At 70.5% G+C, this 26232-nt stretch carries 21 protein-coding genes and 1 pseudogene; 10 read left to right on the top strand and 12 right to left on the bottom strand.

The window, feature by feature from the left end:
* Positions 1-3: 3 nt before the first annotated feature.
* The 4 genes from ACOBQB_RS33395 to ACOBQB_RS33380 all read right to left on the bottom strand — a co-directional run bounded on the left by ACOBQB_RS33395 (position 4) and on the right by ACOBQB_RS33380 (position 8503).
* On the bottom strand, positions 4-2184 hold the full coding sequence (locus ACOBQB_RS33395; RefSeq protein WP_423597106.1) for a hypothetical protein: 2181 nt from the start codon (positions 2182-2184) through the stop codon (positions 4-6).
* 739 nt (positions 2185-2923) lie between these two features.
* Complete coding sequence (locus ACOBQB_RS33390; RefSeq protein WP_423598931.1) at positions 2924-6262, bottom strand: S8 family serine peptidase; 3339 nt, start codon at positions 6260-6262, stop codon at positions 2924-2926.
* A gap of 222 nt (positions 6263-6484) precedes the next feature.
* The gene (locus ACOBQB_RS33385; protein WP_423597104.1) at positions 6485-7747 is read right to left on the bottom strand and encodes a L,D-transpeptidase; all 1263 of its coding nucleotides are present in this window, start codon (positions 7745-7747) and stop codon (positions 6485-6487) included.
* A 357-nt stretch (positions 7748-8104) separates the two neighbouring features.
* Positions 8105-8503 (bottom strand): hypothetical protein, encoded by a 399-nt coding sequence (locus ACOBQB_RS33380; protein ID WP_423597102.1) that lies wholly within the window; start codon positions 8501-8503, stop codon positions 8105-8107.
* A 128-nt stretch (positions 8504-8631) separates the two neighbouring features.
* On the opposite strand from ACOBQB_RS33380, the gene ACOBQB_RS33375 reads away from it, so the two are divergent.
* Complete coding sequence (locus ACOBQB_RS33375; RefSeq protein ID WP_423598929.1) at positions 8632-8925, top strand: LPXTG cell wall anchor domain-containing protein; 294 nt, start codon at positions 8632-8634, stop codon at positions 8923-8925.
* Positions 8926-8997: 72 nt separating this feature from the next.
* Here the strand turns inward: ACOBQB_RS33375 and hutH are convergent.
* The 5 genes and pseudogenes from hutH to ACOBQB_RS33350 all read right to left on the bottom strand — a co-directional run bounded on the left by hutH (position 8998) and on the right by ACOBQB_RS33350 (position 15327).
* Positions 8998-10535: pseudogene (gene hutH, locus ACOBQB_RS33370) on the bottom strand (histidine ammonia-lyase).
* A gap of 100 nt (positions 10536-10635) precedes the next feature.
* Positions 10636-11817 (bottom strand): diguanylate cyclase domain-containing protein, encoded by a 1182-nt coding sequence (locus ACOBQB_RS33365; protein ID WP_423597100.1) that lies wholly within the window; start codon positions 11815-11817, stop codon positions 10636-10638.
* Between the two features lie 100 nt (positions 11818-11917).
* On the bottom strand, positions 11918-12715 hold the full coding sequence (locus ACOBQB_RS33360) for an enoyl-CoA hydratase/isomerase family protein (protein WP_423597098.1): 798 nt from the start codon (positions 12713-12715) through the stop codon (positions 11918-11920).
* A gap of 105 nt (positions 12716-12820) precedes the next feature.
* Entirely contained in the window at positions 12821-14014 is a 1194-nt protein-coding gene (locus ACOBQB_RS33355; RefSeq protein WP_423597096.1) for an adenylate/guanylate cyclase domain-containing protein, read from the bottom strand.
* A gap of 443 nt (positions 14015-14457) precedes the next feature.
* Positions 14458-15327: a biotin--[acetyl-CoA-carboxylase] ligase gene (locus ACOBQB_RS33350; RefSeq protein WP_423597094.1), complete on the bottom strand. Its 870-nt coding sequence runs from the start codon at positions 15325-15327 to the stop codon at positions 14458-14460.
* A 124-nt stretch (positions 15328-15451) separates the two neighbouring features.
* Between ACOBQB_RS33350 and ACOBQB_RS33345 the strand changes: the two genes are divergently transcribed.
* The 4 genes from ACOBQB_RS33345 (at position 15452) to ACOBQB_RS33330 (ending at position 18110) form a co-directional block, all read left to right on the top strand.
* Positions 15452-17035: an acyl-CoA carboxylase subunit beta gene (locus ACOBQB_RS33345; protein ID WP_423597092.1), complete on the top strand. Its 1584-nt coding sequence runs from the start codon at positions 15452-15454 to the stop codon at positions 17033-17035.
* A gap of 17 nt (positions 17036-17052) precedes the next feature.
* Positions 17053-17259: an acyl-CoA carboxylase epsilon subunit gene (locus ACOBQB_RS33340; RefSeq protein ID WP_423597090.1), complete on the top strand. Its 207-nt coding sequence runs from the start codon at positions 17053-17055 to the stop codon at positions 17257-17259.
* Positions 17260-17332: 73 nt separating this feature from the next.
* Entirely contained in the window at positions 17333-17461 is a 129-nt protein-coding gene (mmpB, locus tag ACOBQB_RS33335; protein WP_423597088.1) for a morphogenic membrane protein MmpB, read from the top strand.
* A gap of 43 nt (positions 17462-17504) precedes the next feature.
* Positions 17505-18110, top strand: coding sequence for a nucleoside triphosphate pyrophosphatase (locus ACOBQB_RS33330; RefSeq protein ID WP_423597086.1), 606 nt, complete (start codon positions 17505-17507; stop codon positions 18108-18110).
* Here the strand turns inward: ACOBQB_RS33330 and ACOBQB_RS33325 are convergent.
* Positions 18091-18537 (bottom strand): hypothetical protein, encoded by a 447-nt coding sequence (locus ACOBQB_RS33325; protein WP_423597084.1) that lies wholly within the window; start codon positions 18535-18537, stop codon positions 18091-18093. The genes ACOBQB_RS33330 and ACOBQB_RS33325 overlap by 20 nt on opposite strands.
* 357 nt (positions 18538-18894) lie before the next feature.
* Between ACOBQB_RS33325 and ACOBQB_RS33320 the strand changes: the two genes are divergently transcribed.
* From ACOBQB_RS33320 to ACOBQB_RS33305, 4 genes are all read left to right on the top strand, one after another.
* Positions 18895-20670 (top strand): acetyl/propionyl/methylcrotonyl-CoA carboxylase subunit alpha, encoded by a 1776-nt coding sequence (locus ACOBQB_RS33320; RefSeq protein ID WP_423597082.1) that lies wholly within the window; start codon positions 18895-18897, stop codon positions 20668-20670.
* Between the two features lie 573 nt (positions 20671-21243).
* Positions 21244-22149, top strand: coding sequence for a hypothetical protein (locus tag ACOBQB_RS33315; RefSeq protein WP_423597080.1), 906 nt, complete (start codon positions 21244-21246; stop codon positions 22147-22149).
* Positions 22149-22328, top strand: a complete 180-nt coding sequence (locus ACOBQB_RS33310; RefSeq protein ID WP_423597078.1) for a hypothetical protein — start codon at positions 22149-22151, stop codon at positions 22326-22328. The genes ACOBQB_RS33315 and ACOBQB_RS33310 overlap by 1 nt, the downstream gene beginning before the upstream one ends.
* A gap of 69 nt (positions 22329-22397) precedes the next feature.
* Positions 22398-23015 (top strand): TetR/AcrR family transcriptional regulator, encoded by a 618-nt coding sequence (locus ACOBQB_RS33305; RefSeq protein ID WP_423597076.1) that lies wholly within the window; start codon positions 22398-22400, stop codon positions 23013-23015.
* Between the two features lie 41 nt (positions 23016-23056).
* Here the strand turns inward: ACOBQB_RS33305 and ACOBQB_RS33300 are convergent, their stop codons facing one another.
* Positions 23057-24025 carry a DeoR/GlpR family DNA-binding transcription regulator gene (locus ACOBQB_RS33300; protein ID WP_423597074.1) on the bottom strand — a complete coding sequence of 323 codons (969 nt, stop codon included), beginning with the start codon at positions 24023-24025 and terminating at the stop codon, positions 23057-23059.
* Positions 24026-24144: 119 nt separating this feature from the next.
* On the bottom strand, positions 24145-25593 hold the full coding sequence (locus tag ACOBQB_RS33295; protein ID WP_423597072.1) for an NAD(P)H-quinone dehydrogenase: 1449 nt from the start codon (positions 25591-25593) through the stop codon (positions 24145-24147).
* 120 nt (positions 25594-25713) lie between these two features.
* On the opposite strand from ACOBQB_RS33295, the gene ACOBQB_RS33290 reads away from it, so the two are divergent.
* Positions 25714-26151 (top strand): gamma-glutamylcyclotransferase, encoded by a 438-nt coding sequence (locus tag ACOBQB_RS33290; RefSeq protein ID WP_423597070.1) that lies wholly within the window; start codon positions 25714-25716, stop codon positions 26149-26151.
* The last annotated feature ends 81 nt before the right edge of the window (positions 26152-26232 follow it).

Genomic DNA, 26232 nt, shown 5'->3' with positions numbered 1-26232 from the left:
GCTCTAATAGGAATAGAAGACGCCCGGCTTGCCCGAAACCCTGTCATTCTTTCCCCAGATATCATGCCGCGAGGTCTTCCGTTTGCCAGTCGTGATGCGCTGCTTGTGTTCTCTGTCGTACTGTGTACTGGCTCCCAGCTTGACACCGAAGGCACTGACGGAGGACGACCACTTGACGCTGCGGTTCTTGTTGATCTGGAAGTAGCTCTGCGGCTCGACGTACGCGCGGTGCCTCTTTGGCGAGTGGCGGAAGCCGTACGCACCATCCTTGGAAGAGACATCTTTTCCGTACTTACCGACGGCGCCACCGGACGGCACCTTGTAACGACCCGCCGTCATCGTGTACGTGTAGTACGTGTCACGCCCGTAGTTGCACTTGTAGGTGGTCTTCCTCTTCTTGTACTCCAGCGGGACCTTCCACTGCTTGGCGAAGTACGGCCCTCGATTGGTGTAACCGGTAGTTACAGACATTGCCGAGCCGAGTGTGACCGAGCCGTCGATCTGCCATTTACCCCCGATCTTCATCGCCGTCTCGACAGTTGAGGACAGCTTCGAGTCGTAGTCCACAGTGGCCTTGGCATCCCAGTAGGCATGCCCTTCTCCGACCACCGTGTAATAGATCTTCTTGGCATAGATCTTGCTGCCGACCCTGTCACAGCCGCCGTCCATGGGCCCGACAGCCATCGACTTGATGTCTGTCCCGTTCACCACGTACGGATCACCGGTGGGCAAGCCGCCCGTGTCGCTCTGATACTCGGGCAGCGGCTTGTCGCCAAGCTCGTCGACCGAGATGGCCTCGCCTTTCGAAGCCCAGCTCTGGGCATACTGCGCTTCGGTGGGCTCCGACTCCTCTTGCTTCATGTCGTCGGTGAGGGGGAGCAGCTTTTCCGGGGCTTCCATGTCCTCCGCGGCGTTGGCGACGAGGGCTCGGGTGGCGGCCGAGGCACTGGCCGGCGCCGCAGACACGTGGCGCGTCCCTATGAGTGGGACGTCGGATGCGGTCTCCCCGAAGACGGTGGCCTTTGCATTGACGGCTCCACCATTGGCGGTCGCCGCAGCCTTCACCGATTCCGGCAAGGATTCGGGCAGCTGGATTTTCCAGCTTCCGTCGGCGTCAGTCACGGTCTCTCCGAGAGCAGGAATGTCCTCCTCGCCGAGGGTGTCGTTGAGTACGTCAACAGCTTCGAGCTTCACCGGCAATCCTGCGGCAGGTCTGCCATCACCCAGGATGAATTTCCCAGAGAATTCCGTAGGATCCTGGGGTGCCGGGTCGGGAGAATCATCGTTGACCGCTACGGGAGGTGTCTCGGTCTCCGGTATCTCAGCCCCTACATTGGGCTTCACATCCTCCGAGGGGCTGGCCAGACATGAAGCAATGTCAGCGTGAACGTCACCGTAGATGCCGGCGCCAACCTCGGCATTCACCAGTGACATGGTTTGGGATCCGGTGTAACTGTGCGCAATACCGGTGTAGTCGGGAGTGTCACCCGCCGTGTAGACAGTCCCCGGGCCGGGGCTCCACCCACGCGTCGTCTTGGTTCCAATACCGTTGATGACATTGGTGGAACCGGCGGAGAATGGGGAGCCTGTCGCAGATTCGGCGTAGGGCCATGCCTTGACGACGCCGGGCCTGTCAGCGACACCACGCTTCAACGTGTAGACCGTGGCCCCTGCGGACCACACGTCATCGGCCTGCTCCATCGCCACAACTGCGGGGTCGGTGCTGGGGACGGTACGAATCTTCTTGATCGCTCCGGTCCCCGAGGACGGGTTGTCGATGGAGTAGACATCCAGTGCACCGCGCGCATTCCGGGCGAAGATCCGGTTGTCGCCGCCTGACCACACGTCACTGTAGCCGTTCCAGTTGCCACCGTATTCATGGACGGGGGTGAGGAGGCTGCCACCGGTGGCGGTGTTGTCCTTGTACGTCTTGAGCTCACCGCTTGACGCGATCACATAGATGATGCCCTTGCCGCCAGTGAAGAACCGACTGTCCCTACTGAGTTCCGCCGTCATACCGGAGTCAAGGAGGGATCCAGCGGCGTTGCCGGTCAGCGGGTCCCAGTCGAGATACTTGCGCAGCACGGGGGCGGGACCGCTGGTCAGGTCATGCACATAGGTTGCGATACCGCTCTGGCAGGCTTCGGCAGCCTGCGCAGAAGTGGCCGTCAGGGCACCCGGCACCGCAAGGGTTCCGGCGAGAAGAGCCGCTATGCATGCCGCATGGAGAGTGGTGTGGCGTCGCGGCGTAGCCGTCGACTTCGTTCGGCACCGACGATTCACTAACGTGGCCCTTCGGGTAAGCCGGTGTGGGTGCTGCCGTGGATGCACAAATGGCCTTGATGCACAAGTGGCCTTGAAAACCGATGCACCGGGCGGCGCCCGCATCTCCGATTCTGTTTCGGAGGTAGCGGGACAGTAACCCTGCGTTCCCACTTCCCGATAGATCACCCGGACCGCGCGACTGAAAGCACTCGATCGAACAAACGGGACAGGCGGGATGATCCACCCCCTGAGCCAAGGGCATTCGGGACCTACCGCCACCAATGGAAGCATCCACCTGAAGCGGACTGACCGATACCGCCCTCATGGGAATCTCAGATTCCACTCAAACGAACAAGGGCGACTTGTTGGATACTGGTGGTGGCGTCGCTACGTGTCCATTTTGCCGATCAGCGCTGGACGGCACGTTCGAGCCCGGTGGACCGCCGTCCGCTCTCCCTCATCACGGGGAACTACACCAAGGACGGCATCCATCTCGCCATCGTCCCGGGACGACCCGGGTATACCGAATCGCCCCGGGACAGCGCGCGTCGCGCCCGAGCGCCCTGATGACAAGAGCTGCGGCCCCCACCGCATCCGGACCTTTCGCGCGGTAGGCAGTCGGCCACACTCACGTCAGGAGCGGTGCGGTGTCACGCGTTCACTTTCCGTAGTACGCGTTGTGGACCGACAGCGTCGACTTGTTGCCCTTCTTGTCCGCGATCTTGGCGTGGAAGGAGATCCCCTTGTCCTTCTCGGGGTTCTTCACCGAGATCTTCCCGTTGACCACCTTGACCTGCTTCCAGGTCTGGCCGTAGTCGTACGAGACGTAGACGAGCAGCGACTTGAGGTTCGCACCGGCCGCCGCGCCCTGGACCGTGACCGGCACGGACTGGGTCTGGCCGGCCTCGGCCCTGCTGCGCAGGTCGACCGCCGGGCTGAACCGCACCGTGGAGGCGGGAAGCTTCGCGCTGTCCACCTTCTTGGAGCGGAACTTGAAGCTCGCGTCGATGCGAGTGCTGGCGGCGGCCACCTTCACGCTGCGCTTCACGGACGTCTTCAGCTCGTACGCCGCGTCACCCGACGGCACCTTGAACTGCGCCCCGCCGGCCAGCGGGTCCTCGTTCCCGCCGACCTTGGTGCCGTTGCGGTACAGCGTGGTGTTCACCGACGTGTAGAGCGATGAGCCCGCGTGACCCTTGCCATCGGCGAACAGCGGCAGGTAACCCGCGATCTCGTTGCCCTCACGGAAGACACCGAAGTCGCCTCCGAGACGCGGCCCGAACACGGCCGTGTTGAAGGTCTTCTCGTAGCTCTCGCCGCCCTTGAAGGCCTGCGCGGCACCGAGCGTGTAGCCGGCGTCGATGGTCGGCCGACCGTTACCGTCAGTCCCGTGCTGCTCCAGGTCGATCTCCCACCGCGCCTTGTCCACGGTGGACAGGTAGAGCGTCCGGGTGGTGGGCAGCGGGCGCGGAATGCCGGCCGAGGAGCCGCTGGAGCTGCCCGGGAGGATACCCATGGCGCTCAGGACGCCCTTCTTGCCCGAGGACGACGCGCCGACGTTCACCTTCACCTTGGCCAGCTCGGCCGCCTTGAAGTGCTTGGTGTACCCGGTCGCGACCTCCTTGACCTCGCCGCCGGTGACGATGTCGTACTCGGTGTCGTCGCCCTTGGTCCAGTGCCCGCCCCACTGCTGGGACAGCGAGCCGTCGGTGACCTGCGCACCCTGGTGCTTGGTGCGGAAGTTGGTGTACGAGTCGAGGAACCAGCCGAAGCCATAACCCATCCGCGGGGTGTCGACCGAGTATTCGGCGGAGGCGAACTCCGCCTTCGCACCGGCCTCCGGCACCGTGATGTCCACCGGCTTCGTCGTCCGCGCGTCCAGCGTCACCGTGGTGTCCTTGGTGACGCTCAGCTTCGGCTGCGCGATCCAGTCGGCGCCCTTGGTGAAGTCCTCCGGGTCGACGTAGATCCCGGCGTTCAGGAGGTAACCGCCCTTGGGCACACGGACCGTGACGGTGCCCGACTTGTCGTACGGGTCGAAGGACTGCTGGGCGGCGAGGCCGCTGATGCCCTCCAGGCCACCGTCGTAGGACGTGGCCGGAGCGCCGTCCCGTCCGATGAACTTCAGCGTCAGGTCGTACGACTCCACCTCGTTCACCACGGCGGCGGCGGTCCGCACGGACTGCCCGCCGCCGGTCGCCACGACGTACGCGGAGTACGCGCCGTCGAGGGCCGCGCCCCGCTGGGAGTCGGCGGTCAGGTCGACGGAGGCGGTGCCGCCCGCGGGGACGGTCACCTTCTGCGCGCCGAGGCCGAAGAACCCGGCGGGGGCCGGGCGGCCCTTCGGGTCGGTGCCGCTCACCGTCAGGTCGAGGGTGACGTCGGCCTTGCCGGTGTTCCGGTACGTCACCTTCTTGGTGACCGGCTTGTCGTCGGTGTGCGGCCACGCCTGCGTGCCGAAGTTCACCGACACCGGCTCGGCGAAGACCGTCTGCTTGATGGCCTTGTCGACGGCGATACGGCCCGAACCCTGCTGGAACGGCGTGTACTTGCCGCCCTTCGTGGACGCCGTCAGGGCGCCCTTCAGCTCGGAGTACTTCCAGTCGGGGTGCTGCTGCTTGAGCAGCGCGGCGGCGCCCGCGACATGCGGGGCGGCCATCGACGTACCGGAGATCGTCAGATAGCCCTCGGGGCTCTCGCCGAACTCCTTCGCGAGGACGCTGCCCGGCGCGGAGGCCGCCGTGATGTCCACGCCGGGAGCCGTCACGTCGGGCTTGATCGCGCCGTCGCCGACCCGCGGGCCCTGGCTGGAGAAGTCCGCCAGCTTGTCGTCGCCGTCGACCGCGCCGACGGTGAGCGCGGAGTCCGCGCTGCCCGGTGAGCCGACGGAGCCGGGCTCGCCTTCGTTGCCCGCCGAGATGGCGAAGAGGATGCCCTTCTCCGCTGAGACCTTGTCGACCTGCGCTTCGAGGGGGTCGACCCCGGGGGTGTCGCCACCGCCGAGACTGAGGTTGACGATGTCGGCGCCCTCACCGGCCGCCCAGTCCATGGCGGCGATGATGCCGGAATCCTCGCCGTAACCGGTGTCGTCGAGGACCTTGCCGTTGAGGAGCTTGGCGCCGGGTGCGACACCCTTGAACTTGCCGCCCGACTTGGCTCCCGTGCCGGCCACCGTGGAGGCGACGTGTGTGCCGTGGCCGTAGCGGTCCTTGGCGTCCTCGGGCGACGTGCCGGGCGTGAAGTTCTTCTCGGCGACGACCTGGCCCTTGAGGTCCGCGTGGTCGGCGGCGACACCGGTGTCCAGGACGGCGATCTTCACGCCCTTGCCGTCGTACCCTGCGGCCCACGCCTTGTCGGCGCCGATCTGCTTGACGCTCTTGTCCAGGCTCGCCTTGCGGATGCCGTCCAGCCAGACGTGGCCGATGCCGGACGCCGCGCTGCGGGTGTCGCCCTTGCCGCTGGTGAGCGCCGCCCACAGGTCGGCGGCGTCGTGCTTGGGGGTGGTGACCGCGTCGGCGTTCAGCGACTTCAGGGTCCTGCGGACCGTGGTGTCACCGGCCGAGCGGACGTCCGCCCTGGCGGCGGTCGCGGCTCCCTTGTAGCCGACGATGACCTTGAGGCCCTTCTTCTGGGCCGCGCGGTTGCGCTTGTTGCTCAGCTCGGTGACGTCGAACAGCCGCTGGTCGATCTTGCCGTCGGCTATCAGACGCTGCGCGTCGGCGGGTATCAGCAGCGTGTGCCCACCCTTGCGCCGCACCTGTACCGGGATGTGCTCCCGCCCCTTGGCCCGGTCGAGCCCGACCACGCGGCCCTTGGCGTCCAGGACGGCCCGGTCGCCCGTGATCAGCGTGACGTGGTCGGTGCCCACGGCCTTGCCCGCCGCACCGTGCGCACCGGTCGGCCGCGCCGCCGGGTCCGCGGAGGCCGGGCTGGTCATGCCCGCCGCGAGCGCCACGGCGACGGCCGCGGCGACGGTGGCCCCGCCCGCTCTCTTCACTTGTCTGTGCAAGTCTCCCCCTGGAGTTGAAGGGGCTGCCGCCCCTCGGACCCCGAAGTATGCCGAGAGTCGAACATCTGCTCAATAGTGGGGAGAAAGCGGGTAGTTGGTGCCGGTGGGTTTTTGCCCGGACATGGCGGTGGCCCGCACCCTCGCCGGGGTGCGGGCCATCTCCTGCCCTATGGACGTACGCGGTGGTGCCCCGCGGACGTACGCGGTGGATCAGACGGCGGAGCCGGCCTTCCACTGCGCCCAGTCCATGTTCCAGCCGTTGAGGCCGTTGTCCGGGGCGATGGTCTTGTCGCCGGTGTTGCGGACGTCGACGACGTCACCGGTGATGGTGTTGTCGAAGAACCAGGCGCCGGGCTTGCTCTTGTCGCCCGCACCCTTGGCGTCCTCCAGGCCGATGCAGCCGTGGCTGGTGTTGGCGTTGCCGAAGATCGACGGCGAGCCCCAGTAGTTGCCGTGGATGAAGGTGCCCGAGGAGGACAGACGCATGGCGTGCGGCACGTCCTTGATGTCGTACTCGCCCTTGCCGTCGTTGTCCTTGAAGCCGACGGTGGCGCCGTCCATGCGGGTCTCCTTGAACATCTCGGAGATCACCATCTTGCCGTTGTACGTCTTGTTCTCGGGCGAGCCCGCGGAGATCGGGATGGTCTTGATGACCTTGCCGTCCCGCGTGACCTTCATCGTCTTCGTCTTCGCGTCGACGATGGAGACCTGGTTACGGCCGATCTTGAACTGGACGGTCTTCTGCTGGACGCCGTAGACACCGTCGGCGCCCTCGACGCCGTCGAGGTTCAGCTTCAGCGTGACGGTGGAGTTGCCCTTCCAGTACTCCTCGGGGCGGAAGTCCAGGCGGTTGTTGCCGAACCAGTGGCCGACGACTTCCTGGCCGCTGGTGGACGACACCTTGATCGCGGACTGGACTTCCTTCTTGTTCGTGATGCCCTTGTCGAAGTTGATCGACACGGGCATGCCGACACCCACCGTGGAGCCGTTCTCGGGCGTGAAGTTCGCGATGAAGCTGTTGGCCTGCGAGACGGTCGTGAACGACGAGTTCTCGTGCGCCTTGCGGCCCTCGGAGTCCTTGGCGGTGGCCGAGATCTTGTACTTCGTGGCGCGTTCGAGCTGGGCCGCGGGCTTCCAGCTCGTCTTGTCAGCGGATATCTGACCGGCCACAGCCTGTCCGTCGGCCGCCTTCATGACCACCGAGGTGAGCGTGCCCTCGCGGACCGTGACCTTGGCCGCGCTGTTGATGCTGGCGTTGTCGGAGCCGTTCTTCGGCGCGATCTCGATCCGGGCCGCGGAGGTCTTCTCGGCCGCCGCCTCGTCCACCTGGTTCTGCGACTCCTTGCCGCCGGAGGCCTTGCCGCCGTCGTCGCCGTTGCACGCCGAGAGCACGAGCACGCCGCCGACGAGGGCGGACACGGCCGCCAGGCCCTTGCGTCCACGCCCCGGCTTGCGACGCCTACTGTCCGTCATCACACGCATCTCCATAGTTGCCGAATCCCCCGAACCAGCCCTGCTCAGCCCTGCTCAACCGGGACCGGCCCTGATAGTCCTCGTCACCCCGCATAACGTCCTGCCCGGTTCGTCCCGTTCCACTTCCGCGCGGAGTGTGGGGAACACCACGTCCGCGGTGCTGGTGCCGGCCCCCGCCACCACTGTGCGGCATGGGGCCGCCGCGAGGAAACCCGATCACCGCGCACGGAGGAGACGACGGGACCCCGGACGGCGGTTGCTGTCCGGGGTCCCCGATTCAGGAATCCCTAATCGGGATCACGGAATCCGACCGCACTGATCCCGATGCGCTGATCCGGATCGCGCCGCCGACTACGCCTACGCGAGCCGGTCGTCGCGGCCGTACATCGCCTCATGGCCGTACTCCGCGTCGTGCTCGTCGTCCCCGTCGCTCTCGCCGTCGTCGTCATCATCCTCGTCCGGGTCCCAGTCCGGCGCGTCGGGGTCGTAGTCGATCATCTCGCTGCTCCAGGAGGCCTGCGTCAGCTCGATCCCGGGCACGTCGCTGACCAGGTCGAACGGATCCACCAGATAGGCGAGCGCCTCCGCGCCGTCCTCCTTGACGACGGACTCGGCGTGCGCGCGCTCCTCGGCGGGCATCCGCTCGTCCTCCGCGACCCGGGCCAGCGCGGCGCCGGTCAGCTGTTCGGCGTCCTCGACCTCCACCACCATTTCAACCCGCAGTCGCACAAACCGTGATGTCTCGTCTCCAGTCATACGAGGGAGCGTAAGGCCCGGTTCCCTCGCGGGTTTCCCGCGACCCGCGCCTTTCACTACCATCGCCCCACACGGCCAATTCGCCAGCGCCACAAGGGGGATCCGATTCCGTGTCCGCACGTCGTTCGATGCTGACCGCCACCGCCGCCGGAGCCCTCCTCGGGGCCCTGTGGTTCGTCCCCTCCGCGAACGCGACCTCCACCGGTCCGCACGACGCCCTCCGGGACGACCGGTCCGCGACTTCAGCCTCCGCCCCCCACCACGAGACGACCGCGTCCTCCGGCCGCCTCGCCGACACCGGCAGCTTCGACACGACCCCTTATGTGGTCGGCGGGACGGCGTTCCTCGGTCTCGGAGCGGGCTTCGTGGCCTACTCCGTACGCAGAGAACGCGCGGGCGAGGCGCGCGGCGCGGCGTTCTGAGAAGCCGAATGGCCTTGCCAGGGCCTGGATCCCCAGGGCCATGGAGCTCCAAGGCCCTGGCTCAGGCGCGGTTCAGGCCAGTGCCCCCGTCACCGGCTCCACCGCCGCGAGCAGCGCGCCCGAGCGGACGAACGCGTCCGCCGCCGCCAGGTCCGGGGCGAGGAAGCGGTCCGGGCCCGGGCCCTCGACGCCCGCCTTGCGGATCGCCTCGATGACCGCCTGGGTGGCGGGGGCCGGGGTGAGGCCCTCGCGGAGTTCGACGGCGCGGGTGGCGGCGTAGAGCTCGATGGCCACGATGCGGGTCAAGTTGTCGACGGCGGTACGCAGTTTGCGCGCCGCCGACCAGCCCATGGAGACGTGGTCCTCCTGCATGGCGGAGGACGGGATGGAGTCGGCCGACGCGGGGACCGCGAGGCGCTTCATCTCGCTGACCAGGGCGGCCTGCGTGTACTGGGCGATCATCAGACCGGAGTCGACGCCCGCGTCGTCCGCGAGGAACGGCGGCAGGCCGTGCGAGCGGTTCTTGTCCAGGAGCCGGTCGGTGCGGCGCTCGGCGATGGAGCCGAGGTCGGCCGCGGCGATCGCGAGGAAGTCCAGGACGTAGGCGACCGGAGCGCCGTGGAAGTTGCCGTTGGACTCGACGCGGCCGTCGGGCAGGACGACCGGGTTGTCGACGGCCGCCGCCAGCTCGCGCTCGGCGACCGTGCGGGCGTGCGCCATGGTGTCGCGGCCGGCGCCGCGACCTGCGGGGCGCAGCGCACCGAGTACGCGTCCTGGACGCGCGGCGCGTCGTCCTGGTGGTGGCCGGTGAGGCCCGAACCGGCGAGCACCGCGAGCATGTTGGCGGCGGCGGCGGCCTGGCCCGGGTGCGGGCGGATGGCGTGCAGCTCGGGGGCGAGGACCTTGTCCGTGCCGAGCAGGGCTTCGAGGGTGAGGGCGGCGGTGACGTCGGCCGACTTGTAGAGGGTCTCCAGGTCGGCGAGGGCCATGACCAGCATGCCGAGCATGCCGTCGGTGCCGTTGAGGAGGGCCAGGCCCTCCTTCTCGCGCAGCTCGACCGGGGTGATGCCGTGCGCGGCGAGCAGCTCGCCCGCCGGCTTCAGCTCGCCGTCGGGACCCTCGGCGTCGCCCTCGCCCATCAGCGTCAGCGCGCAGTGGCTGAGCGGGGCGAGGTCGCCGGAGCAGCCGAGCGAGCCGTACTCGTGGACGACGGGGGTGATACCGGCGTTGAGTACGTCGGCCATGGTCTGCGCGACCTCGGGGCGCACGCCGGTGTGGCCCGAGCAGACCGTCTTCAGGCGCAGGAACATCAGCGCGCGGACAACCTCGCGCTCCACGCGCGGGCCCATGCCGGCCGCGTGCGAGCGGACGATGTTGCGCTGGAGCTGGGCGCGGAGGTCGGGGCCGATGTGGCGGCTGGCCAGGGCGCCGAAGCCGGTCGAGACGCCGTAGACGGGGTCGGGCTTGGCCGCGAGCGCGTCGACGATCTCCCGGGAGGCGGCCAGGGCGGCCCGCGCCTCATCGGTCAGTTCGATCCGCGCGTTTCCGCGCGCGACGGCGATGACGTCCGCCGCGGTCGTCCCGGACGTCCCAAGGGCCACGGTGCCCACGCTGTGCATATCCATATTCAGCAGCGTACGGACTGAATCGTCGAGTGTCACGAGCGGGTTCGGCGCAGGTTTTGTCACAGGTGGGTTCCGTCCGGGCCACTTACCCCGCGGGCGGCAGCCCTCGGCCCCTGAAGCGGCGCCGCTCCCCCGGCTCGTCCACCCGCGGCGGCGAGTCGGCGAGCCGGACCACCGGGTCGTCGCCGCCTTCGCCACCCTCACCGCCCTCGCGCCCCGCGACCACCGGCTTCGCCGCGCGCGCCGCCTTCGCGCGGTACTGCGCCGCGTCGGCGAGGCGGAACAGGCGGCGGGCCGAGCGCACCGGACCGATCGGGTCCCCGGTGGACGCGACCCCGCAGGCGACCCCATCGCCCAGCTCCAACTCGGCTGCCCGCACGCACAGTTCATCGGCGACACGCACCACCTCGTCGGCGCTCGGCCCCACCGACAGGAGGCAGAACTCGTCGCCGCCGAGCCGCGCGGCCAGCGTCCCCGGCAGCATCGCGCCGCAGAGCGAGAGGATGGAGCCGAAGCGCTCCAGGAGCCGGTCGCCGATCGCGTGCCCCCGGGTGTCGTTGACCCGCTTGAGTCCGTTGACGTCGCAGACGGCCAGGCTCACCACGGCACCGTCCACACGGTGGCGTTCCACCGCCTCGTCGAGCCGCAGGTCCACCGCGCGGCGGTTGGCGAGCCCGGTCAGCGCGTCCGTGAAGGCCAGGCGGCGCACCTCCTCCAGCCGCTCGGTCTGGGCGATCCCGGCGGCGGCCACCGCCGCGAGGACGGTCGCGAAATCGGCGTCGGAGCGGCCGAAGACGGGCGCGCCCACCGGCCGGGCCACGTACAGCTCGCCCCAGGCGCGCCCGTGCAGCACGATCGGCGCGACCACGCAACAGCCACGACCGCGCCGGCGCAGCGCCGAGACGCGCTGGTGGCAGTAGCCCGCGGAGTGCCCGCCGCTGGGCCCCTCGGCCGTCTCGACCCAGGCGTTCGGCTCGCCGCCGCCGGCCCAGCGTTCGTGCAGGAACTCGGTGATCTCCGGGAACTGGTGGACGGGGTACGCCTCCCCTTCCGGGAACTCCTCCTCGCCCTCGGTGCGTTCGCCGGCGTTCACCAGGACCCGCAGCCGGCCCAGGTCCCGCTCCCACACGGACAGCGCCGCGAAACTGCCGCTCAGCGCGCGACAGGCACCGAGGGCCGCCGCCCGCCAGGACTCACGCGGAGTCTGCGCGGCGGCCATGGCCTGCGCCAGCTCCACCACGGCCCGCAGCCGGACGTCCTCACCCATCCCACCAGGCTAAGAGGTTTACGACAATTTGGAACTTCGGGGCATAGAGGGCAGGGCGGAAGGCGGGGCCAGGCAGGGCCAAGCAGGGAGGCAGGGTCGGCTACTCCCCTGGCCACTCCGGCTTCCGCTTCTCGTTGAACGCCGCGACACCCTCCGCCCGGTCGCCCGAGAAGGCCACCGTGCGCCACGCCGCGTCCTCCACCTCAAGGCCCGCCCGCAGGTCGAGACCGTGCCCGAGGCGCAGGGCACGCTTGGCGGCGCGCAGGCCGACGGGCGAGTTGGCGGCCATGCGGGCGCCGAGCGCGAGCGCCTCCGTACGGGCTTCCCCGTCCCCCACCAGCAGATCGACGAGGCCCAACTCCCGCGCCTCGGCCGCCTCCACGCGCCGCGCCGAGAAGATCAGCTCGGCGGCGCGGGCGGCGCCGACGCGGCGCGGCAGGAGCTGCGTACCGCCGCCGCCGGGGATGACGCCGACGGAGACCTCGGGCAGCCCGACGACCGCGGTCAGGTCGGCGACGATGACGTCGCAGGAGAGCGCCAGTTCGAACCCGCCGCCCAGCGCGAACCCGCGCACGGCCGCGATCGTCGGCACGGGCAGCTCCAGCACGCCCGTGTAGCAAGCCCGCGAGGTGGGGCGCTGGCGCAGCAGCTCGGCGTCGCTGAGGGAGTTGCGCTCCTTCAGGTCGGCGCCTACGCAGAACGCCCGGTCGTGGGTGGACGTCACCACGACGACGCGGGCGTCACGGTCCTCGGACAGGGCGGCGCAGGCGGCGGCGATGGAGCGGGCCATCTCCGAGGAGACCGCGTTCATCGCCTTCGGGCGGTCCAGGACGAGTTCCGCGACATGGCCGTGCCGCCTGACCGCCACGTACTCCCCGTACCGCTGCTCGTCACCCATGACCGATGCCTCCCGCCGGTTAACGACCGTTACCCGAGGATCATGTCAGCCGGGCCCGGCGCCGGGAAGAGGCCGAGGGCCCCGGGCCTTCGCGGGGCGGCGGGCTCACGTACGGCGGGCCAGCAGCCACGGCTCGACGACGCCGAGGCCGCGGACGGGCCGCTGCCACATCGGCTGGAGCGCGAAGCGGTACGAAGGCGGCTCCTCGCCCTCCTTCTCCGCCGCGGCCGCCGCCTCCGCGGCCTGCGCCTCGGAGGCGGGCGCGTCCCCGGTCCGCGTCAGCTCCTCCGCGAAGGCGCCGTCCACGAGCACCGCGTCCCGGGGCGCTATCGACGTGAGGCGGCTCGCGAGGTTCACGGTCGTGCCGAAGACATCGCCCATCCGGGTCGTCACGGTCCCGAAGGCCATGCCGACGCGCAGCTCCGGCATCGTCTCGTCGTTGGCCATGGTCTCGATGAGCCGCAGCGCGATCTCCGCGGCGACACCCGCGTCGTCGGCGGCGTACAGGACCTCGTCGCCGAGGGTCTTGATGAGCCGCCCGCCGTGCGCGGCCACCAGGTCCGCGGCGGTGGTCTCGAAGGCCTCGACGAGTTCGCCGAGCTCCTCCTCCTCCATGCGGCGGGTCAGCCGCGTGAAGCCGACGAGGTCGGCGAAGCCGACGGCGAGGCGCCGGTCGACCATCTCCTCGTCGTCCGCGGCCTGCACGACACGGCCGGTGGCGGCGGCGAGCTGGCGGCGCCAGACGTAGACGAGGAACTCCTCCAGCTCGGGCAGGAGCAGCTCGATGAGCGGATACGTGACCTCGGTACGGGTCATCCCCGGCTCGGGCGGTTCGGTCAGCCCCTCCAGGAACGAGTCGATCTGCCACTCGGCGAGCCGCGCGGTGGTCTGCCCGGTCGACCGGGCCACCTGGACCGCCATGGCCTCGCTGAGCAGTCCGGCCTCGACCAGGCCGGCCAGGCGCCGCAGCGCCAGTACGTCGGCTTCGGTCAGGGCCTTGGCCTGGCCGATGTCGGGAAAGCCCATGGCCCGCCAGAAGCGGGAGGCCAGCTCCATCGAGACGCCCGCGCTGCGCGCCGCCTGGAAGGGGGTGTAGCGGCGGTCCGCGCCGAGGATCAGCTGTTCGAGCTGGAGGGCGAGGGGGTTCTTCGTGGACTCGCCGTCCGCCTTCTCGTCCTCCACGTCGGGGATCGCGGAGGCGTCCGTCCCGGCGGGCCCGGCCGGGCCCGCGGTACGGCCGGATCCGCCGTCGGGGCCGCGCTGTGCACCCGCGCCGGAGCCCGTGTCGTCGACGGTCACGCCTGCTGCCCTTCCGATCTGCCGCGGTCAGGTATCGACCGGCGTCAACTTTACGGCAGGTGTGCCGCAGCTCACTCCCGACTCCCCGTGACCCGGGGAGCCGCGTCCGGGGGGCGTCCGGGGGGCCGCGTCCACGGGGGGGCAACGGGGGGGGTCAACGGGGGGTCCACGGGGGGATCGGCCGCGGGTCGGTTCGTGGTTGCTCGCGCCGTTCCCCGCGCCCCTTACGGGGACGTCCCCTCGGCCGCGGGTTTGTAGGGGTTGCTCGCGCCGTTCCCCGCGCCCCTTACGGGGCCGCCCTTCGGCCGCGGGTTGGGTCGTGGTTGCTCGCGCTGGTCCCCGCGCCCCTTATGGGGACGTCCCCTCGGCCGCGGGTTGGGTCGTGGTTGCTTGTGTCTTCGCCGCGGCCCCTTCGGGGACCGTGCACCCCGCAGCCGGGGGCCTCAGTTCGCCGGGCGCAGGTGCACGATGTCGCCCGCCCCTACCGGCTCCTGCACCCCCTCCTCCGTGGCGAGGACCAGGCGGCCGTCGCCGTCCACCGCTACCGCCTCCCCTACGATCGCCCTCTCGCCCGGGAGTTCCGCCCGTACCCGGCGGCCCAGCGTCGCGCAGCCCGCCGCGTACGCCTCCTGGAGGCGGGAGGCGGCCGGGTCGCCGCCCGCCCCGCGCCAGACGCCGTACCACTGCTCCAGCGAGCGCAGCACGGCCCGCAGCAGCGGATCGCGGTCCGTGGTGGTCGCCCCGGCGAGCGCCAGCGAACCGGCCGTGGGCACCGGCAGCTCGTCCTCGCGGAGCGTGACGTTGAGGCCGATGCCGATGACCACGCCGGCGCCGGAGCCCCCGGCAGACCCGGCCCGCTCGGCGAGGATGCCCCCGGCCTTCCGTTCCTCGTCACCGACGGTCACCAGGACGTCGTTGGGCCACTTGAGCGCGGTGTCCACGCCGGCCACCCGCGAGAGCCCCGTCGCGACGGCGACGCCGGTGAGCAGCGGCAGCCACCCCCACCGCTCGACGGGCACCTCGGCGGGCTTGAGCAGGACGGAGAAGAAGAGCCCGGAGCGGGCGGGCGCCGACCACCGCCGGTCCAGGCGCCCGCGCGCCGCGCTCTGCTCCTCGGCGACCAGCACGGCCCCCTCGGCGAGGTCGTCGGCCCGCGCCACGAGGTCGGTGTTGGTGGACCCGGTGCGGGGCACCACGTCCAGGGAGGACCACAGCCCGCCCTCCCGCAGCAGTGCCCGCCGCAGGGAGGCGGCGTTCAGCGGCGGCCGGTCGAGGTCGGACCAGCGGTTGTCTTCAGCATCTGGCGGCGTCATGCAAGCCACCCTAGGTGTGGTAAACGCCGCACTGCCGAACGGTATCCGCGCCGATACGCTACGGGTCAGTAGCCAGCCGTAAGCCGCCATACGCACCTTTGAGCAGGCAGGGAGCCGCATCCCTATGTCCGAGACCGACATCCACACGACCGCCGGCAAGCTCGCGGACCTCCAGCGCCGCATCGAGGAGGCGAAGCACGCGGGGTCGGCCCGCGCGGTCGAGAAGCAGCACGCCAAAGGGAAGCTGACGGCGCGTGAGCGGATCGAACTGCTTCTCGACGAAGGCTCCTTCGTGGAGTTCGACGAGTTCGCGCAGCACCGCTCGACCAGCTTCGGCCTGGAGAACAACCGGCCCTACGGCGACGGCGTGGTGACCGGTTACGGCACCGTCGACGGCCGGCCCGTGGCCGTCTTCTCGCAGGACTTCACGGTCTTCGGCGGCGCGCTCGGCGAGGTCTTCGGACAGAAGATCGTCAAGGTCATGGACTTCGCCCTGAAGACGGGCTGCCCGGTCATCGGCATCAACGACTCCGGCGGCGCCCGCATCCAGGAGGGCGTCATGGCCCTCGGCATGTACGGCGAGATCTTCCGCCGGAACACGCACGCCTCCGGTGTCATCCCGCAGATCAGTCTGGTCGTCGGGCCCTGCGCGGGCGGCGCGGTCTACTCCCCCGCGATCACCGACTTCACGGTCATGGTCGACCAGACCTCGCACATGTTCATCACCGGTCCCGACGTTATCAAGACGGTCACGGGTGAGGACGTCGGTTTCGAGGAGCTGGGCGGCGCCCGCACCCACAACGCCACGTCGGGCGTGGCGCACCACATGGCGGGCGACGAGAAGGACGCCATCGAGTACGTCAAGTCGCTGCTGTCCTACCTGCCCTCGAACAACCTCAGCGAGCCGCCCGCCTTCCCCGAGGAGGCGGACCTGGAGCTCACGGACGAGGACCGCGCCCTCGACACGCTGATCCCGGACAGCGCGAACCAGCCGTACGACATGCACGGCGTGATCGAACACGTCCTGGACGACAACGAGTTCTTCGAGACGCAGCCGCTGTTCGCGCCGAACATCCTCACCGGCTTCGGCCGCGTCGAGGGCCACCCGGTGGGCATCGTCGCCAACCAGCCGATGCAGTTCGCCGGCTGCCTGGACATCGACGCCTCCGAGAAGGCCGCGCGGTTCGTGCGCACCTGCGACGCCTTCAACGTGCCGGTGCTGACCTTCGTCGACGTGCCGGGCTTCCTGCCGGGCGTCGAGCAGGAGCACACGGGCATCATCCGCCGCGGCGCGAAGCTCATCTACGCCTACGCCGAGGCCACCGTCCCGCTCATCACGATCATCACGCGCAAGGCGTTCGGCGGCGCGTACGACGTCATGGGCTCCAAGCATCTCGGCGCCGACCTGAACCTCGCGTGGCCGACCGCGCAGATCGCGGTGATGGGCGCGCAGGGCGCGGTGAACGTCCTGCACCGCCGCACCATCGCCGCCGCCGGCGACGAGGAGGCCCAGGAGGCGGCGCGGGCTCAGCTCATCCAGGAGTACGAGGACGCGCTGCTCAACCCGTACACCGCGGCCGAGCGCGGCTACATCGACGCCGTGATCATGCCGTCGGAGACCCGCTCGCACCTCGTGCGGGGCCTGCGTCAGCTGCGTACGAAGCGGGAATCCCTGCCTCCGAAGAAGCACGGCAACATTCCCCTCTAGTCCCCCAGGGAGCGGTCATGATCAAGGTCGTACGGGGCAACCCGACCCCGGAGGAGCTGGCCGCCGCACTGGCGGTGGTCCAGGCGCGCGCCGCGGCGGTGGCCGACCAGCCGTCGAGCGCGCCCGCACCGCCCGCCGCGTGGGCCGACCCCGCGCGCGTGGCCCGTCACCGGCTGCCCGCACCCGGTCCCACGGCGTGGGGCCGCACGTACTGGCCCGGCTAGGCGGATCGGGCCGGGGAAAGTTGAGTACGCGTACTCAGGCGCCCCCGGCCCGCCCGGCCGCAGTATCGACGTCATGCTGTGGTCGGACCCGGAGAACAACCCGCCCAAGGACATGCGGGACATGCAGGCGAAGATGCGCCGTGCGGGCTTCGTCCTCGCCCTTGCCATGGTGATCGCGATGTTCGTGCTCGGCATCCACTGAGCGGCGCGCACACGGCGTGCGGGTGCTCGCTACGCTGACCGGCATGAGTGATCAGCCACGCCGCCTCGTGCTCGCCTCGCAGTCCCCCGCACGCCTCGGCCTGCTCCGGCAGGCGGGCCTCGCCCCCGAGGTGATCGTCAGCGGCGTCGACGAGGACAAGGTCTCCGCGCCGACCCCCGCCGAACTCGCCCTCGCCCTGGCCGAGGCCAAGGCCTCCGTGGTCGCCGCGCGGCCCGAGGTCAAGGGCGCCCTGGTCATCGGCTGCGACTCGGTCCTGGAGCTGGACGGCCGGGCGCTCGGCAAGCCCGCCGACGCCGAGGAGGCGACCGCCCGCTGGAAGGACATGCGGGGCCGCGCGGGCGTCCTCCAGACGGGGCACTGCGTCTACGACACCGCGTCCGGGAAGTACGCCTCGGCGACGGCGTCGACCGTGGTCCGCTTCGGTGAGCCCTCCGACGAGGAGATCGCCGCGTACGTCGCGAGCGGCGAACCGCTGCATGTGGCGGGCGCGTTCACGCTGGACGGCCGCTCGGCGCCGTTCATCGACGGCATCGACGGCGACCACGGCAACGTCATCGGCCTGTCGCTGCCGCTCCTGCGCCGCCTCCTCGGTCAACTGGGCGTCGGCATCACGGAGTTGTGGGCGTAGGACCCGCCGCGGGCGCCGGGAGGCCGCCCTCGCGCGCCCGCTTCTCGTACGCCACGAGCGTGAGGACGATCAGGCCGAGCACGGCCATCATGAAGGCGAAGGCGGGCCAGCCCGCCAGGCCGACGCAGAAGGCGCCGAGGACGCCGTGCACGACGGCACAGCTGATCAGCAGCAGGTGCCCGAAGCGGCCGGGGGCGCGGTCCCGGGCGCCGGTCAGGGCCAGGACGACGCCGCACAGCGCGAGGTAGCCGCCGAAGAGGGCCCCGCCGATCCAGGTCGAGACGGTCATCGCGTGCGGATCGAGGCCGGCCAGGGACATGTGCTGCTTGTCGACGACTGTACCGAGGAACCAGTTGAGCAGCACGATGCCGACCGCCTCCGCGAGGAGAACGATCGCACCCACCCAGGCCACCGGTCTGCGCGCCACGGCGCCCCACCCTCTTTCCGCTTCGTGCGTTACCGCTGGTACGTCGAGCCATCCGGCACGCTACTCACCGGTAAAGCGGGGGACAAGGGTCCGGCCGGAGGCAAAGAATCATTGGGCCATTCGTAGGGACTCCACAAAGAAAGCGGCTCCGCCGCAGTGCGGCCTCACAGAGACCTTGACCACACCGGAGGGCTACGCTGCCGGGGAGGAACCCTGCGTACCGTGGTACGACAAGGGTTTTCGCGGGACGAGGGGACCTCGCATCACACTCCGTGTGGGCAAGCTCACCCTTGGGGACGGGTCGTAAGGCCGTGTCGGCAGTCCCTAAACTCGGCTTGTTTCAAGGAGGGAGCCATCGTGCGCAAGGTGCTCATCGCCAACCGTGGCGAAATCGCTGTCCGCGTTGCTCGGGCATGCCGGGACGCAGGGATCGCGAGCGTAGCCGTCTACGCAGACCCCGACCGGGACGCTCTGCACGTCCGGGCGGCCGATGAGGCGTTCGCGCTGGGCGGTGACACTCCGGCCACCAGCTACCTGGACATCTCCAAGGTGCTGGCGGCGGCCAAGGACTCGGGGGCGGACGCGATCCACCCCGGTTACGGCTTCCTTTCGGAGAACGCCGACTTCGCGCAGGCCGTCATCGACGCGGGCCTGAACTGGATCGGCCCGCCGCCGCAGGCCATCCGCGACCTGGGGGACAAGGTCGCCGCGCGGCACATCGCGCAGCGCGCCGGGGCCCCGCTCGTCGCGGGCACCCCCGACCCGGTCTCCGGCGCCGACGAGGTCGTCGCCTTCGCCGAGGAGCACGGGCTGCCCATCGCGATCAAGGCCGCGTTCGGCGGTGGCGGGCGCGGCCTGAAGGTGGCCCGCACCCTAGAAGAGGTCCCGGAGCTGTACGACTCGGCGGTGCGCGAGGCCGTGGCGGCCTTCGGCCGCGGCGAGTGCTTCGTGGAGCGCTACCTCGACAAGCCGCGGCACGTGGAGACCCAGTGCCTGGCCGACAAGCACGGCAACGTGGTCGTCGTCTCCACCCGTGACTGCTCCCTCCAGCGACGCCACCAGAAGCTGGTGGAGGAGGCCCCGGCCCCCTTCCTCTCCGAGGCTCAGGTCGCGGAGTTGTACGCCTCGTCCAAGGCGATCCTCAAGGAGGCCGGCTACGTCGGCGCGGGCACCGTCGAGTTCCTCGTCGGCGTGGACGGCACGATCTCCTTCCTGGAGGTCAACACCCGTCTCCAGGTGGAGCACCCGGTCACCGAAGAGGTCGCCGGCATCGACCTGGTCCGCGAGATGTTCCGCATCGCCGACGGCGAGGAGCTCGGTTACGGCGACCCCGAACTGCGCGGTCACTCCTTCGAGTTCCGCATCAACGGCGAGGACCCGGGCCGCAACTTCCTGCCCGCGCCCGGCACGGTGACGAAGTTCGAGGCCCCCTCCGGTCCCGGTGTCCGCCTGGACGCGGGCGTCGAGTCCGGCTCGGTCATCGGCCCGGCCTGGGACTCGCTCCTGGCCAAGCTGATCGTGACCGGCGCGACGCGCGAGCAGGCGCTCCAGCGTGCCGCCCGCGCGCTCGCGGAGTTCAACGTGGAGGGCATGGCCACCGCCATCCCGTTCCACCGCGCCGTCGTCAAGGACCCGGCGTTCGCGCCCGAACTGACCGGCTCCAGCGACCCGTTCACGGTCCACACCCGGTGGATCGAGACCGAGTTCGTCAACGACATCCCGGCCTTCACCGCGCCCGCCACGGACGCCGAGGCCGACGAGGAGCCGGGCCGCGAGACGGTCGTCGTCGAGGTCGGCGGCAAGCGCCTGGAGGTCTCGCTCCCCTCCTCCCTCGGCATGACGATCGCGCGCACCGCGGCGGCGGGCGGCGCCCGCCCCAAGCGCCGCGCGGCCAAGAAGTCCGGCCCGTCCGCGTCCGGTGACACCCTCGCCTCGCCCATGCAGGGCACGATCGTCAAGATCGCGGTCGAGGAGGGCCAGGAGGTCAAGGAGGGCGACCTGGTCGTCGTCCTGGAGGCCATGAAGATGGAACAGCCCCTCAACGCCCACCGCTCGGGCACCATCAAGGGCCTCACGGCGGCGGTGGGCGCGAGCCTGACCTCCGGCGCGGTGATCTGCGAGATCAAGGACTGACGCGCAAAGCTGCCGCATGCGCCGGGCCGGGCTGGAAACTCCAGCCCGGCCCGCTCGCGTACGGGGCCGTCCCGGGGGTGCGGGGCGGGGTGGGGCCGTGGCCGCTCGTCCGGCTCTCCGCACCCGTCAGAGGGCCCGCGCCTGTCAGACGGCCGCGCCCCGCCAGGGCGGCCCGCTCCGTCATGAGACCCGACTCCTCAAGGGGCCCGGCCCCGTCAGGGGCGCGGGGAACTGCGCGCCCAGCCACAATCCACCCGCACCCGGCCCACCTACGGGCCCTGGCCGTGTCCGCACCGACGCCCTTCCCGGCGCCCCCACAGGGGCGCGGGGAACTGCGCGCCCAGCCACGAACCACCCGCACCCGAAGTCACACCCGCACCCGCACCCACCACGGACGAGGCACGCAGGCATACCGCCCCCGGCCCCGCGGGTATACCAAGCCCGTCCGGCGTGTGAGGACGAACTCGGCGGAGCCGGTGACAGACCTCGCCACAACGCAGGGCGCTTCCGCAACCACCGCGCCCCCGCCCCGCGTCCTCCCCCACGTAGAGCCGAAGACCACGGGGGGCTTCAGTGACTCGCACAGGGGACTTACTGGCGCTGGCGGTCGCCGCAGGCGTCACCACCGGCGCCGTCTGGCTCGCGGCAGCCGCCGCCGCCGGGCAGCGGTACGAAGCGGGACTCGTCCTGGGGCTGGCCGCAGGCCTCTCCGTGGCGCTGTTACGCCGCTTCACCCGGCTGCCGCTGGGACGGCGCCGCCCCTACACCTACGCCCTGCCGCTGCCCGCCCCGGACTGGCGCGCCCCGCTGCCGGACCCGCACGGCGACCCCGAGGCCCTGCGCCCCCACGCCGAGCTGTTGGCACAGGTGCTGAGCGACGCGTCCGCGCTCGGCGGCGCACTGCGTCACAGCTGCGCGGCGCTGGAGCCCCAACTCCGCGAGGAACTGACCGCGTTCGCGACCACGGCGTCGATCCAGGCCAGCAACTGCGTGCTCCACCCCGCGGGCGACGGGCCGCTCGGCCCCGATCCCGCGTACGACACCGCGTACGCCCTCGGAGAGCTCGTCGCGGCCGTCGAGTTCAGCCGCATCGGGCTGCGGGCCCTGGAGGCCCTGGTGACCGAGCGGCCGCCGCGGGCCGACCCGCCCTGCTACTTCAACCCGCTGCACGCGCGCGGGGAGGCACGCACCGTGATCGCGGGCGCCGCCGAGGTCGCCGTCTGCCACGGCTGCGCCCGGGAACCCGCGCCGCTCCTGGTGCCGTCGGCGGCCGGGCCCGTGCCGTACCACGAGAGCGACGCCGTCGACCCGCGCTGGCGGCTGCTCGGCTACGGCGCGGCGGTCCCGGACCCCGGTGCCGCGATGATCACCGCCGCCCAGGACGGCTTCCGCGCACGGCCCCGCAACCGCGGCCCCCGCGCCGACAACACCGACGGCACCGAGAAGACCGGCAAGAAGACCGGCGCGAAGGTGAGTTGATGATCATGGGAGAGCTGGTCGCCGGTGTGCTGAGCGGGCTGCTGGTCGGCGCCTGTGTCACGTACCCCTTGGTGCTGTGGCTCGTCAGCGAGGTGCGCGGCGGCGGGCTTCCGCCGTCCCGGCGCGAACGCAGGGCGAGGGCGGAGCTGGACGCCTTCTTCGGCCGCGAGAAGGCCTGACCGCCACTGATCACGGCCCGCCGGCAGTGGCATCCTTGAAGGACGCGTACGTTCACGAAGGGTGCGGGGATGACGACCGGCATGGACCAGCAGGCGACAGCGGCGCAGCAGTCCGCGCGGGCCATGCGTGCCGACGCGCGCCGGAATCACGACCGGCTGCTCGCCGAGGCCCGCGCCGCCTTCGCCGAGCACGGCACCGGCACCTCCCTGGAGGACGTGGCGCGCCGCGCGGGCGTCGGCATCGGCACCCTCTATCGGCACTTCCCCAACCGGCACGCTTTGATGAGCGCGGTCTGGGAGGACGCCGTACGCGATCTGCTCGCGCGCTCCCGCGCCCTGCTCGACGACCCGCAGCCCTGTTCGGCGCTGGTGACATGGCTGCGTGCGATCGTCACTCATGCGGGTGAGTACCGGGGCCTCTCCAGCGCCCTCATGTCGGCGTCGCACGACGACACTTCGGCCCTGGCGCGGTGCAGCAAGCCGATGCGCGAGGCCGGCGCGGCCCTGCTCGCCCGCGCGCAGGAAGCGGGAGCCGTGCGGCCCGCCGTCTCCATCGCCGACCTGCTGCAACTGACCAACGCCATCTCACTGGCGGCCGAAGAGACCCCGGACGATCCGGAGATGGCCGACCGCCTGCTCATGCTGACCCTGCGGGGTTTGAAGGCCGACGGGTGCGCGGCGGCGTAAGAACCCCCGAAGGCCCCCGCCGCCCCGGCCCCGCCCCGCGGTCAGCGGCGGCGCAGATCCGCGACGCGCGCGGCCCGCTCCCCCGGCTGCTCCGCGAGGAGCGCGTTGCGCAACTGCTGACCCGGACCCGCCCCGTGGTTGCGCCGCTGACCCGGCAGGGGCACCTCCCGGCGCTGCTGGCGCCCGGTGGGGACGGAGTCGACCCCGGATCCGGCGTCAGGGGCTCCGGAGCCGCCCGTCACCGCGATCTGCACGCCTTGGTCGGCCAGGGCCTGCAGTTCCGTGGCGGCCCGGTCGTCGTGCGCCGGGGGCTCGTCCGTGACCAGGCGGGTGATGACGTCCGTCGGCACCGTCTGGAACATCGTGTCGGTGCCGAGCTTGGTGTGGTCGGCGAGGACCACGACCTCGGCCGCCGCCTGGACCAGGGCGCGGTCCACGCTCGCGGAGAGCATGTTGGACGTGGACAGGCCGCGCTCGGCGGTCAGGCCGCTGCCCGACAGGAACGCGCGGGATACGCGCAGCCCTTGAAGGGACTGCTCGGCGCCGCTGCCCACGAGGGCGTAATTGGAGCCGCGCAGGGTGCCGCCGGTCATGACGACTTCGACGCGGTTGGCGTGGGCCAGCGCCTGTGCCACCAGCAGGGAGTTGGTGACGACGGTCAGGCCGGGGACCCGCGCGAGCCGTCGGGCCAGCTCCTGCGTGGTCGTACCGGCCCCGACGACGATGGCTTCGCCCTCTTCGACGAGGCCCGCCGCGAGATCGGCGATGGCCGTCTTCTCGGCGGTCGCGAGATGTGATTTCTGCGGAAAGCCGGACTCCCGCGTGAATCCGCCCGGCAATACCGCACCGCCATGTCTGCGGTCGAGGAGTCCTTCTGCCTCCAGCGCGCGCACGTCCCGCCGTACGGTCACTTCGGAGGTCTGGACGACGCGGGCGAGCTCACGGAGCGATACCGCTCCGTTGGCCCGCACCATTTCGAGGATCAATTGGCGACGTTCTGCAGCGAACACGAAACTGACAGTAACCCCAACGACCGTCTGCTTTCAGCAGTTTGCGCCGAATTACAGAAGTTGTTCGCACAGCGGGACGGGAAGTGGTATAGCCGCCCATCCTGCCGAGTCCGGGCCGGTCAGCCCTCTCCCGCCGTCTTCCGGGTGTGCAGCTGACGCGCCACTTCGGCGATCGACCCCGAAAGCGATGGGTACACGGTGAACGCATTCGCGATCTGCTCGACCGTCAGATTGTTGTCGACCGCGATCGAGATGGGATGGATCAATTCCGAGGCGCGCGGCGCGACGACCACGCCGCCGACCACGATGCCCGTGCCCGGACGGCAGAAGATCTTGACGAAGCCGTCGCGGATGCCCTGCATCTTCGCGCGCGGATTGCGCAGCAGCGGCAGCTTGACGACGCGGGCGTCGATCTTGCCCGCGTCGACGTCCGCCTGGCTGTAGCCGACGGTCGCGATCTCGGGGTCCGTGAAGACGTTCGAGGAGACGGTCTTCAGGTTCAGCGGCGTCACCGCGTCCCCCAGGAAGTGATACATCGCGATGCGCCCCTGCATGGCGGCGACGGAGGCGAGCGCGAAGACGCCGGTGACGTCACCGGCGGCGTACACACCCGGGGCGGAGGTCCTGGAGACCTTGTCGGTCCAGATGTGCCCGGAGTCCTTCAGCTTGACCCCGGCCTCCTCCAGGCCCATGCCGCTGCTGTTGGGGATGGCGCCGACGGCCATCAGGCAGTGGCTTCCGGAGATGACGCGGCCGTCGGCCAGCGTGACCTCGACGCGGTCGCCCACGCGCTTGGCGGAGGCGGCGCGGGAGCGGGACATGACGTTCATGCCGCGGCGCCGGAAGACGTCCTCCAGGACGGCGGCGGCGTCCGGGTCCTCGCCGGGCAGGACTCGGTCACGGCTCGACACGAGGGTGACGTTCGACCCGAGGGCCTGATAGGCACCGGCGAACTCGGCACCGGTCACACCCGAACCGACAACAATAAGTTCCTCGGGCAGCTCGTCCAGGTCATACACCTGGGTCCAGTTCAGGATCCGCTCGCCGTCGGGCTGGGCGTCCGGGACCTCGCGCGGGTGACCGCCGGTGGCGATGAGCACGGCGTCGGCGACGAGTGTCTCCTCGGTCCCGTCGGCGGCCCGTACGACGACCTTGCGCGAGCCGTCGATGTCCTGCTGGCCCTCAAGCCGGCCGCGGCCGCGCAGCACGCGCGCGCCCGCACGCGTGACGGACGCGGTGATGTCGTGGGACTGCGCGAGCGCGAGCCGCTTCACACGGCGGTTGACCTTCCCCAGGTCCACGCCGACTACGCGCGCGGGGGTGTCGACGTGCGGGGTGTCGTCGGCGACGATGATCCCGAGCTCTTCGTACGACGAGTCGAAGGTGGTCATCACCTCGGCCGTCGCGATCAGAGTCTTCGACGGCACGCAGTCGGTGAGCACCGACGCCCCGCCCAGACCGTCGCAGTCGACGACGGTCACCTCCGCGCCGAGCTGAGCGGCCACGAGAGCCGCCTCATATCCGCCGGGTCCGCCACCAATGATCACGATCCGAGTCACGTACTCCATTGTCCCGCACGCTTCAAGGTCCGGACGCGCCGGGGCCCTCCGTCCGTGCGAACGCCGTCGGCCGGACCGTCCTGCCGCCACAGGACCTGCGTCCTTGATTGCTGCCGTACCCTCGACGTCATGTCGCTCTACGCCGCGTACGCCGGCAATCTGGATCCGCGGCTCATGTCACGCCGCGCCCCTCACTCACCGCTGCGCGCGACCGGCTGGCTGACCGGCTGGCGGCTCGCCTTCGGCGGGGAGCACATGGGGTGGGAGGGCGCCCTGGCGACGATCGTCGAGGCCCCTCGCTCGCAGGTGTTCGTGACCCTCTACGACATCGCGCCGATGGACGAGGAGTCCATGGACCGGTGGGAGGGCGTGGGCATGGACATCTACCGGCGCATGCGGGTCCGCGTGGACACCCTGGAGGGCAAGGAGCCCGCCTGGGTGTACGTCCTCAACGGCTACGAGGGCGGCCTCCCCTCGGCGCGCTACCTCGGCGAGCTCGCGGACGCCGCGGAGTCGGCGGGGGCCCCGCACGACTACGTGATGGAACTGCGCAAGAGGCCCTGCTGACGCTCCCCGCGCGGCCGGCCGGCGGGCCTTCGTCGGAAACGACAAGACAACGATGTGAATCCCGTGAGCATCGTCATCTAC

It is taken from the genome of Streptomyces sp. G5(2025) (assembly GCF_049542075.1).
Lineage (GTDB): Bacteria > Actinomycetota > Actinomycetes > Streptomycetales > Streptomycetaceae > Streptomyces.
Note: the sequence above shows the minus strand (reverse complement) of the source record. Positions and strands in the feature narration are given on the sequence as shown.

Coding starts and splice junctions, on each gene's coding strand:
- ACOBQB_RS33385 (WP_423597104.1), bottom strand. CDS start 7,747: ATGACGGACAGTAGGCGTCGCAAGCCGGGGCGTGGACGCAAGGGCCTG.
- ACOBQB_RS33380 (WP_423597102.1), bottom strand. CDS start 8,503: ATGACTGGAGACGAGACATCACGGTTTGTGCGACTGCGGGTTGAAATG.
- ACOBQB_RS33375 (WP_423598929.1), top strand. CDS start 8,632: ATGCTGACCGCCACCGCCGCCGGAGCCCTCCTCGGGGCCCTGTGGTTC.
- ACOBQB_RS33365 (WP_423597100.1), bottom strand. CDS start 11,817: ATGGGTGAGGACGTCCGGCTGCGGGCCGTGGTGGAGCTGGCGCAGGCC.
- ACOBQB_RS33360 (WP_423597098.1), bottom strand. CDS start 12,715: ATGGGTGACGAGCAGCGGTACGGGGAGTACGTGGCGGTCAGGCGGCAC.
- ACOBQB_RS33350 (WP_423597094.1), bottom strand. CDS start 15,327: ATGACGCCGCCAGATGCTGAAGACAACCGCTGGTCCGACCTCGACCGG.
- ACOBQB_RS33345 (WP_423597092.1), top strand. CDS start 15,452: ATGTCCGAGACCGACATCCACACGACCGCCGGCAAGCTCGCGGACCTC.
- ACOBQB_RS33340 (WP_423597090.1), top strand. CDS start 17,053: ATGATCAAGGTCGTACGGGGCAACCCGACCCCGGAGGAGCTGGCCGCC.
- mmpB (WP_423597088.1), top strand. CDS start 17,333: ATGCTGTGGTCGGACCCGGAGAACAACCCGCCCAAGGACATGCGGGAC.
- ACOBQB_RS33330 (WP_423597086.1), top strand. CDS start 17,505: ATGAGTGATCAGCCACGCCGCCTCGTGCTCGCCTCGCAGTCCCCCGCA.
- ACOBQB_RS33310 (WP_423597078.1), top strand. CDS start 22,149: ATGATCATGGGAGAGCTGGTCGCCGGTGTGCTGAGCGGGCTGCTGGTC.
- ACOBQB_RS33305 (WP_423597076.1), top strand. CDS start 22,398: ATGACGACCGGCATGGACCAGCAGGCGACAGCGGCGCAGCAGTCCGCG.
- ACOBQB_RS33295 (WP_423597072.1), bottom strand. CDS start 25,593: ATGGAGTACGTGACTCGGATCGTGATCATTGGTGGCGGACCCGGCGGA.
- ACOBQB_RS33290 (WP_423597070.1), top strand. CDS start 25,714: ATGTCGCTCTACGCCGCGTACGCCGGCAATCTGGATCCGCGGCTCATG.